General features: G+C 62.4%; 8 protein-coding genes. All 8 read left to right on the top strand.

Annotated elements, in window-relative coordinates:
* Positions 1 to 675, top strand: a 675-nt coding sequence (locus tag VFW84_RS01760) for a hypothetical protein (protein ID WP_329678707.1), incomplete at its 5' end; no start/stop codon positions are given.
* On the top strand, positions 672 to 1355 hold the full coding sequence (gene rpoE, locus VFW84_RS01755; protein ID WP_329678706.1) for an RNA polymerase sigma factor RpoE: 684 nt from the start codon (positions 672 to 674) through the stop codon (positions 1353 to 1355). The genes VFW84_RS01760 and rpoE, both read left to right, overlap by 4 nt.
* 127 nt (positions 1356 to 1482) lie before the next feature.
* On the top strand, positions 1483 to 2271 hold the full coding sequence (locus tag VFW84_RS01750; RefSeq protein ID WP_329678705.1) for a sigma-E factor negative regulatory protein: 789 nt from the start codon (positions 1483 to 1485) through the stop codon (positions 2269 to 2271).
* Between the two features lie 197 nt (positions 2272 to 2468).
* Entirely contained in the window at positions 2469 to 3995 is a 1527-nt protein-coding gene (locus VFW84_RS01745) for a DegQ family serine endoprotease (protein ID WP_329678704.1), read from the top strand.
* A 392-nt stretch (positions 3996 to 4387) separates the two neighbouring features.
* Positions 4388 to 6196, top strand: coding sequence for a translation elongation factor 4 (gene lepA / locus VFW84_RS01740; RefSeq protein WP_329678703.1), 1809 nt, complete (start codon positions 4388 to 4390; stop codon positions 6194 to 6196).
* Positions 6196 to 7167: a signal peptidase I gene (gene lepB / locus VFW84_RS01735; protein WP_329678702.1), complete on the top strand. Its 972-nt coding sequence runs from the start codon at positions 6196 to 6198 to the stop codon at positions 7165 to 7167. Before lepA ends, lepB begins: the two co-directional genes overlap by 1 nt.
* Before the next feature lie 23 nt (positions 7168 to 7190).
* Positions 7191 to 7562 carry a DUF4845 domain-containing protein gene (locus VFW84_RS01730; protein ID WP_329678701.1) on the top strand — a complete coding sequence of 124 codons (372 nt, stop codon included), beginning with the start codon at positions 7191 to 7193 and terminating at the stop codon, positions 7560 to 7562.
* Between the two features lie 59 nt (positions 7563 to 7621).
* Positions 7622 to 8293, top strand: coding sequence for a ribonuclease III (rnc, locus tag VFW84_RS01725; RefSeq protein WP_329678710.1), 672 nt, complete (start codon positions 7622 to 7624; stop codon positions 8291 to 8293).
* Positions 8294 to 8312 lie beyond the last annotated feature (19 nt).

Below are 8312 nucleotides of genomic sequence, written 5' to 3'. Positions count from 1 at the left end.
TATCGCGCTGAAGAACAACTTCGGTTTCGGTGGCACGAACGGTTCCCTGGTGTTCAAGCGGGTGTGATCCCGAGCGACGAGCTCGGTGATGCGCCGGTCTGGGTTGTGCCGCCCGAGCCGGCGTGGGTGCGTGCGCTCGGGCGTACCGCCGTGGTTGCACTGGCTTGGTTGGCCATGGGGTGGTGGGCCAGCCTGGCTCACGACGCGTGGCTGGGTCGCAGCTCGTGGTGGGGGCCTTTGGTGTCCGCTGCTGCACTGACGGCCTGGGGGGTGAGCGCGTGGCGTGGTCTGCGGTCTTCCAGTCTTGCATCGGACGCCGACGATCCGGCATGGCGCCGCCTGGCCTGGCGTGAACGGTGGTCCGATGAGTCCAGCTCGCCGTGGCGCAACGCCGCAGGCGAGCCGGTCGATCTGTCCGTACGCATGGATCTGGGGGCGGTATTGCTCTTGCGCTTGTCCCTGAGGGATCGTGGCGTCACGGTGCATCGCTGGGTGCGTGAGGCCGATGTGCCTGGGTCCTGGCGCTGGCGTCTGACGATGTCCACCACCTCCGATTCGGGTTTGTCCGAGGCTTGTCGCGAGATCGTGGCATCATCGCGTTCGTCTTCATCATCACTGTCTTCCTTGTCTCCATCAACCAAGCGGGCGCCTCGTCCTTCTCAGGAGCGCGCATGACCACGCCGGATCGCCCCCCACTGGATCCCGCCTCGGCCACGGATGTGACCGAGGTGGCACCGCCAGCACCTGTCTCTGTGGATGTCGATGCGGCACTGGTGGAGCGCGTCCAGCGTGGCGATCAGCGGGCCTTCGAGATGCTGGTGGTCAAGTACCGCCGGCGCATCGAACGCCTGATCGCTCGCATGGTGCGTGACGTCGATCTGGTGGAAGACATCGCTCAGGAGGCTTTCATCCGGGCCTACCGGGCCCTGCCTCAGTTCCGAGGCGAGAGTGCTTTCTACACCTGGCTCTACCGCATTGCGGTCAACACAGCCAAGAAGTCGCTCATGCAGCTCAAGCGTGATCCCCTGGTGTCCGAGTCGGCGCTGGCGGCATCGTCCGATGACGATGATGACCATGCCCGTGTCGAGAATGAACTCACCGATGGCGAGACACCAGAATCCTTGCTGGCCAGCCGGCAGATTGCCGACACGGTGAACGAGGCCATCGAGGCCTTGTCGGATGATCTACGCCAGGCGATCACCTTGCGCGAGATCGAAGGCATGAGCTACGAGGACATCGCCGAAGTCATGAACTGCCCGATCGGCACGGTCCGATCGCGCATCTTCCGGGCACGCGAGGCCATTGCCCTGCGACTCAAGCCCCTGCTGGACACCCGTGAGGGCAAGCGTTGGTGAGTTCTTTCACGCGTGTGAAAACTTCAGTGAACTTTTTTGTCTGAGCGGTGTCTGTCCTGGGCAGATGCACAAGTGCCCGGTATTTCCGGGTGGTGCCCCTTGGAGGGCGGCGAATCGGGGTTGAGTCATGTCCGAACGAATGGATGACGCGGCATTTTCTTTTGAAGCCTTGTCGGCACTGACCGACGGTGAGGCCAATGAGCGCGAAGTGGCTCGTGCCTGTGCCGCTTGGCGCGACAGCGAAGAGGCCCGCGCACGCTGGCAGACCTATCAGCTGGTGGGCGATGTGATGCGCTCCGACGGCCTGGCACGTGGCAAGCGCAGCGATGCAGACTTCCTGGCCGGTGTCCGCGACCGCCTGATGCAAGAGCCTGTGGTGCTGGCGCCAGCCGCTCGCCCCTCGGCTCCGGCCCATCCATCCGCGCCAGCCCAGCCCGCCGTGGCGCAGGTGCTTCATCACCGCCGCTGGGCGGGGCCCCTGTCGGTGGCAGCGGGCTTCGTGCTGGTGATCGGGGCCGTGGTCAGCTCGCTCAATGGTGGATCACTGGCGCCCAGCATGACGCCTCAGGGGTCGCAGGGCGCCGTGATGGCGCAAGGCGCGACCGGCCAGGGTGGCGCGCCAGCGCTGGCTCAGGCCTTCTCGGGCGCGGACGCTCCTCTGCCGGCGGCCTGGTCCCCGGGGCTGAGTCAGGCGCTGACCGCAGACAGTGCAGGTCCGCAGCGAGTGATGAGCGCTCATCCTTCGTTCACGGAAAATACGCAAGGCGCGGGCAGTCGTGTAGGCTATGTTGTGTTCATGCGAGACGACCAACTGGATCAGTTGCTGGCCGCTCAGCGTGAACAGGCGGAGGCCCGCTCCCTGGCGTCGCCTTCCGGGTTGATGCGCAGTGTCTCCCTGGGGGCAGACGAGCGTTGATCGGCCCTGGCCTTTGATGGGCGCCCGTGTGGCGCCCATTTGTCGTTTGGGGCTGCTCTTTACCCAAAGAAACTTGCTTAGGCGGATTGTGCATAGAACTGTCAGCCGCCCTCGGTGATCACACGTTGAAGTCATCACTCCATCCCACTCAACTTACGAGGTTTTCTCTCATGGCTTTGTCGGATACGTCAGGTTTCATGCAGCACAGTGTCATTCGTCGCACCCTTGTGGTCGGCGCTGTGGTGTCCTCGGTGGGGCTGGTGCTCAGCTCCAGTCTGTTCCCGCACAGCTCCCAGGCGCAGCAGCAAGGCGTGGCGCCATCCAGTGCCAATGTCACGCAGTCGCCTGCGGTCGTGCGCGGGTTGCCTGATTTCACCGAGCTGGTCGAGCTGGTCGGCCCCTCGGTGGTCAATATCCGCACCACGCAGCGTGTCTCCTTGAACGAGGATGTGGCCGGTGGCGAGATGGACGAGCAGATGCAGGAGTTCTTCCGGCGTTTCTTCGGCACGCCCATGCCGGGTCAGCCTTCGCCTCGCAAAGGGACGCCCAGGAGTGGCAAGGACGACAAGCAAAGCGAGGAGCGTCCTCGTGGCGTGGGCTCCGGTTTCATCCTGACAGGCGATGGCTTCGTGATGACCAACGCCCATGTGGTGGAGGGGGCCGATGAGGTCTACGTCACCTTGACCGACAAGCGCGAGTACAAGGCCAAGGTGGTGGGCGTGGACAAGCGCACCGATGTGGCCGTGGTCAAGATCGAGGCCACCAGGCTGCCTGCCGTGCGCATCGGGCAGGCTGGCAAGCTGCGTGTGGGTGAGTGGGTCATGGCCATTGGCTCGCCCTTCGGTCTGGAGAACACGGTCACCGCCGGCATCGTGAGCGCCAAGGCCCGTGACACAGGCGAAGAGATCCGCTTCATTCAGACCGATGTGGCAGTCAACCCCGGTAACTCGGGCGGTCCGCTGATCAATATGCGTGGTGAGGTGGTGGGCATCAATTCCCAGATCCTCAGCCGTTCGGGCGGCTTCATGGGCATCTCCTTCTCCATCCCCATTGATGAAGCCATGAAGGTGGCCGATCAATTGCGCTCGGGTGGCAAGGTCATTCGTGGTCGCATCGGCGTGCAGATCGAGCCGGTCACCAAGGACGTGGCCGATTCACTGGGCTTGTCCAAGGCGCAAGGTGCCGTGGTGCGCATGGTCGAGCCCGGCGGTCCTGCTGACAAGGCCGGTGTCGAGGCGGGTGACATCATCACGAAGTTCGATGGTCAGCCCGTGGAAAAGGCCGGTGATCTGCCCCGCCTGGTGGGTGCCACCAAGCCCGGCAGCAAGTCGACCTTGCAAGTGTTCCGCCGCGGGGCCTACAAGGACCTGAGTGTCTCGGTGGTAGAGCTCGAAGGCGACAAGCCGCGTGCCGAGGCGCCTGCAGCCAAGCCGGAGGCCCGGCTGGCATCGACCGTGCTGGGGCTGACACTGAGCGATCTGGGCAACGACAAGAAGCGTGAACTCAAGCTCAACGGCGGTGTGCTGGTGCAGGACGTGGATGGCCCCGCAGCGCGGGCCGGCCTGCGCGAGGGCGATGTGATCCTGGCTGTGGCCAATGTGCAGATCGCCGATGTGCGCCAGTTCGAGTCCGTGTTGGCCAAGGTGGATCGCAGCCGTCCGGTGAGCGTGCTGGTGCGCCGTGGCGACTGGGCTCAGTACGCCGTGATCCGCCCCAACAACTGATCCTGGGTTGATTCACCCGCTCAAGCCCGAAACACCCTGGTGGTGTTCGGGTTTTTGCTGAGTGAAAAAACCCACGTTTCTAGGGGGATGTTGCGGTGCCGATGCATCTCCCCCTTGCTGTTGATAAGTGAAGGCGTCCATGTGCAATGAGTCCGGGAGCCTTCCCTGGGATTGGCTACAATCCCCCCAGACGCTTTTGCCGGATCAAATTGCCCACAGGGGCCTGTTGATAAGTTGTTGATAACACCCTCGGGGGTGGAGGGCAACCAGGGCAGCGCACCAGTCGACGTGACTTCCCACAGGATGCTTTTGGCTACAATGAAAGTCCAACAAGCAGTTGCCATACGTTTTTGTTGGAAGGCGCGTCACTCCTTTGGACGTGCCTTTTTTTTATGAATCACATTCGCAATTTCTCCATCATTGCTCACATCGACCACGGTAAGTCCACCTTGGCCGATCGCATCATCCAGCGTTGTGGTGGCCTCAGTGATCGCGAGATGGAAGCCCAGGTGCTGGACTCGATGGACATCGAGAAAGAGCGCGGCATCACCATCAAGGCACAGACTGCCGCCTTGCAGTACAAGGCCCGCGATGGCCAGGTCTACAACCTCAATCTGATCGACACCCCGGGCCACGTTGACTTCTCCTATGAAGTCAGCCGTTCGCTGTCTGCGTGTGAGGGTGCCCTGCTGGTGGTGGATGCCAGCCAGGGTGTGGAAGCCCAGACCGTGGCCAACTGCTATACCGCGCTCGACCTGGGCGTCGAGGTGGTGCCTGTGCTCAACAAGATGGATCTGCCCCAGGCCGATCCCGAGCGTGCCAAAGAAGAGATCGAGGACGTCATCGGCATCGATGCCACGGACGGCATCCCGTGCTCGGCCAAGACGGGCATGGGCATCGAGGACATCCTGGAAGCGGTGGTGGCACGCATGCCCGCCCCCCGAGGCAATCCGGATGGCCCCTTGCGCGCCATGATCATCGACGCGTGGTTTGACAACTACGTGGGCGTGGTCATGCTGGTGCGTGTGGTCGACGGTGTGCTTCGCAAGGGCGAGCGCATCCGCATGATGGCAACCAACACCGTCTATCCGGCAGAACACCTGGGGGTCTTCACGCCCAAGTCGACGCCGCGTGACGAGTTGCGTGCCGGTCAGGTGGGCTTCATCATCGCGGGCATCAAGGAACTGGCCGCCGCCAAGGTGGGTGACACGGTCACCGTCGAAAAGAAACTGCCCAACAATGCCGGCCCCGCGACCGAGGCCCTGCCAGGCTTCAAGGAGATCCAGCCTCAGGTGTTTGCCGGGCTCTATCCGACCGAAGCCAGCGAGTACGACCAGTTGCGCGATGCCCTCGAGAAGCTCAAGCTCAACGACAGTTCGCTGCGTTATGAGCCCGAGGTTTCGCAGGCGCTGGGCTTTGGCTTCCGCTGCGGCTTCCTGGGCCTGCTGCACATGGAAATCGTGCAGGAGCGCCTGGAGCGTGAGTTCGATCAGGATCTGATCACCACCGCCCCCAGCGTGGTCTACGAGGTCCAGCTCAATGGCGGCGAGGTCATCCAGGTCGAGAACCCCTCGAAGATGCCTGAAGTGGCCCGCATCCAGGAGATCCGCGAGCCCATCGTCACCGTGCACCTGTACATGCCGCAGGACTATGTGGGGCCGGTGATGACGCTGGCCAATCAGAAGCGTGGTGTGCAGCTCAACATGGCCTACCACGGCCGCCAGGTCATGCTGACCTACGAGATGCCGCTGGCCGAGATCGTGCTGGACTTCTTCGACAAGCTCAAGAGCGTGTCGCGCGGTTATGCCTCCATGGACTATGAGTTCAAGGAGTACCGTGCCTCTGATGTGGTCAAGGTGGATCTGCTGATCAATGGCGATCGGGTCGATGCCCTGTCCATCATCGTGCACCGTGCGCAAAGTGCCTACCGCGGTCGCGCGGTGGCGGCCAAGATGCGCGAGCAGATCCCGCGTCAGATGTACGACGTGGCCATTCAGGCGGCCATTGGTGGCAACATCATTGCGCGCGAGAACATCAAGGCGCTGCGCAAGAACGTGCTGGCAAAATGCTACGGTGGTGACATCACCCGCAAGAAGAAACTGCTCGAGAAACAAAAGGCCGGCAAGAAGCGCATGAAGCAGATCGGTGCTGTCGAGGTGCCGCAAGAAGCTTTCCTGGCCATCCTACAAGTGGAAGATTGATGAGTTTGATCACTGGTGTGTTGTACGCGGCGCTGATCGCGTACCTGGGGGGCTGGTATCTCGGGCAGTGGCAGGGCAACTTTGCCTTGTTGCTGTTCACCTTGACCATCGTGACCTTGCTGTACTGGCTGGCCGAGCGCTACAAGTTCCAGCCGGCCCGCGAGGCAGCCGCGCGTCAATTGACCGAGCAGGACCAGGCGCGCCGCGCGCAACTGGCCTCCAAGGGCATTTCGCAGGTCGATGGCAATATCGAAGAGGCCAAGGCCAAGTTGCTCATGCAGCCCTGGTGGCTGGACTTGACTGCCGGTCTGTTCCCGGTCATCTGTGCCGTCTTCCTGATGCGCTCCTTCCTGTTCGAGCCCTTCAAGATTCCTTCGGGCTCGATGGTGCCGACGCTGCTGGTGGGCGATCTGATCCTGGTCAACAAGTTCCACTACGGTGTGCGCCTGCCGGTGATCAACAAGAAGATCATCGACAATCACAACCCCGAGCGGGGTGATGTGATCGTGTTCCGTTATCCCGTGAACCCCAGCATCGACTACATCAAGCGGGTGGTGGGTGTTCCCGGTGACGAGGTGGCCTACATCAACAAGCGCCTGACCATCAACGGCAAGCCCGTCGAGACGCTGCCGCTGGCCGAGTTCTACGACGAGGACAGCATGCGCTACGCAGAGCAGTACTCGGAAAAACTGGGCAAGGTCAATCACCGCATCCTCAATGACAAGGAGCGGCCACCCTATATCCCCGAGCCCGCCATCGAGGATTTCCCATTCCGCGACCAATGTCGCTACAGCGGTGAGGGTGTGGTCTGCAAGGTGCCGCCCGGTCATTTCTTTGCCATGGGTGACAACCGTGACAATTCCCAGGATTCGCGTTTCTGGGGCTTCGTGCCCGACGAAAATATCGTGGGTAAGGCCTTCGTGGTCTGGATGAACTTTGGCAATCTCAAGCGCGTCGGCGTCTTTCACTGAGAGTCATGGGGGTCAGGATGAATATGGTGCGTTCTCACAACTCGGTCGCTCGCCGTCAGCGGGGCATCTCTCTGTTCGGCCTCCTGTTTTGGGCGGTGGTCGTGTCGGCCACGGCCGTGGTGCTCATGAAGGTCTTCCCGGCGGTCAACGAGTACCGCACCATTCAGAGCATGGTCAACAAGCTGGCTCATGATGGCGGCACCAGCGTGCCGGAGATTCGCGCCTCCTTTGAGAAGCTCAGAGCCGTGGAATACGGCGTGGACTCCATCAGCAGCGCGGACCTGGACATTTCCAAGGAAGACGACAAGATCGTGATCGGTTTTGCCTATGACAAGGAAATTGAACTGATGGACCCGGTGTACCTGCTGATCAAGTTCAAGGGCGAGTCCAAGTGAGTGGTCGCAGTCCGTCCAGGACGGGCGCTTCTCGTGTCGGTGGCGCAGCGCAGCACCCTCTGACCGCGCTGCAGGATCGTCTGGCGTATCCATTCACGGATGGCCGTCTGCTGGTGCGGGCGCTGACGCACAAGAGCTTTGGCTCCGATCAGAACGAGCGCCTGGAGTTCCTGGGGGACTCGGTCCTGAACCTGGCGGTCTCCGATCTGCTCTATCAGCAGTTCGATCGCAATGATGAGGGTGATCTGACGCGTGTACGCGCGCACCTGGTGCGTCAGGACACCCTGCACAAACTGGCGCTGGGTCTGCAGTTGCCTGAGGTGCTGCGCATGAGCGACGGCGAAGCCAAGGGGGGGGGCGCGCAGCGTCCGTCCATCCTGGCCGATGCCCTGGAAGCCGTCATTGGCGCCGTGTATCTGGATGGCGGTTTCACCGCTGCCCGAGCCCTGGTGTTCCGGCTGTTCGAGCCCTTGGTGGCCCAGACCACCTCCGAGGTCTGGCAGAAAGATGCCAAGACCGCCTTGCAGGAATGGCTGCAGGGGCGCAAACTGCCGCTGCCGACCTACCGCATTGAGGCCACCCGTGGCAAAGCCCACGAGCAGGTGTTCGTGGTGGTGTGTGAACTGGCTTCGCAGGGCTGGTCGGTGAGCGGCGAGGGCGCGTCCCGGCGTGCTGCCGAGCAACTGGCTGCCCAGCAGGCTCTGCAGCGCCTTCAAGCTTCCGCCTCCTGACTGCCCAGACGGGCCGGTC

Source organism: Aquabacterium sp., from assembly GCF_036279655.1.
Lineage (GTDB): Bacteria > Pseudomonadota > Gammaproteobacteria > Burkholderiales > Burkholderiaceae_C > Aquabacterium.
The sequence above is the reverse complement of the archived record's forward strand: the minus strand, read 5'-3'. Positions and strand labels throughout refer to the sequence as shown.

What these genes read in the sequence shown, in the direction of transcription:
- rpoE (WP_329678706.1), top strand. Translation starts at nt 672, where the DNA reads ATGACCACGCCGGATCGCCCCCCACTGGATCCCGCCTCGGCCACGGAT.
- VFW84_RS01750 (WP_329678705.1), top strand. Translation starts at nt 1,483, where the DNA reads ATGTCCGAACGAATGGATGACGCGGCATTTTCTTTTGAAGCCTTGTCG.
- VFW84_RS01745 (WP_329678704.1), top strand. Translation starts at nt 2,469, where the DNA reads ATGCAGCACAGTGTCATTCGTCGCACCCTTGTGGTCGGCGCTGTGGTG.
- lepA (WP_329678703.1), top strand. Translation starts at nt 4,388, where the DNA reads ATGAATCACATTCGCAATTTCTCCATCATTGCTCACATCGACCACGGT.
- lepB (WP_329678702.1), top strand. Translation starts at nt 6,196, where the DNA reads ATGAGTTTGATCACTGGTGTGTTGTACGCGGCGCTGATCGCGTACCTG.
- VFW84_RS01730 (WP_329678701.1), top strand. Translation starts at nt 7,191, where the DNA reads ATGGTGCGTTCTCACAACTCGGTCGCTCGCCGTCAGCGGGGCATCTCT.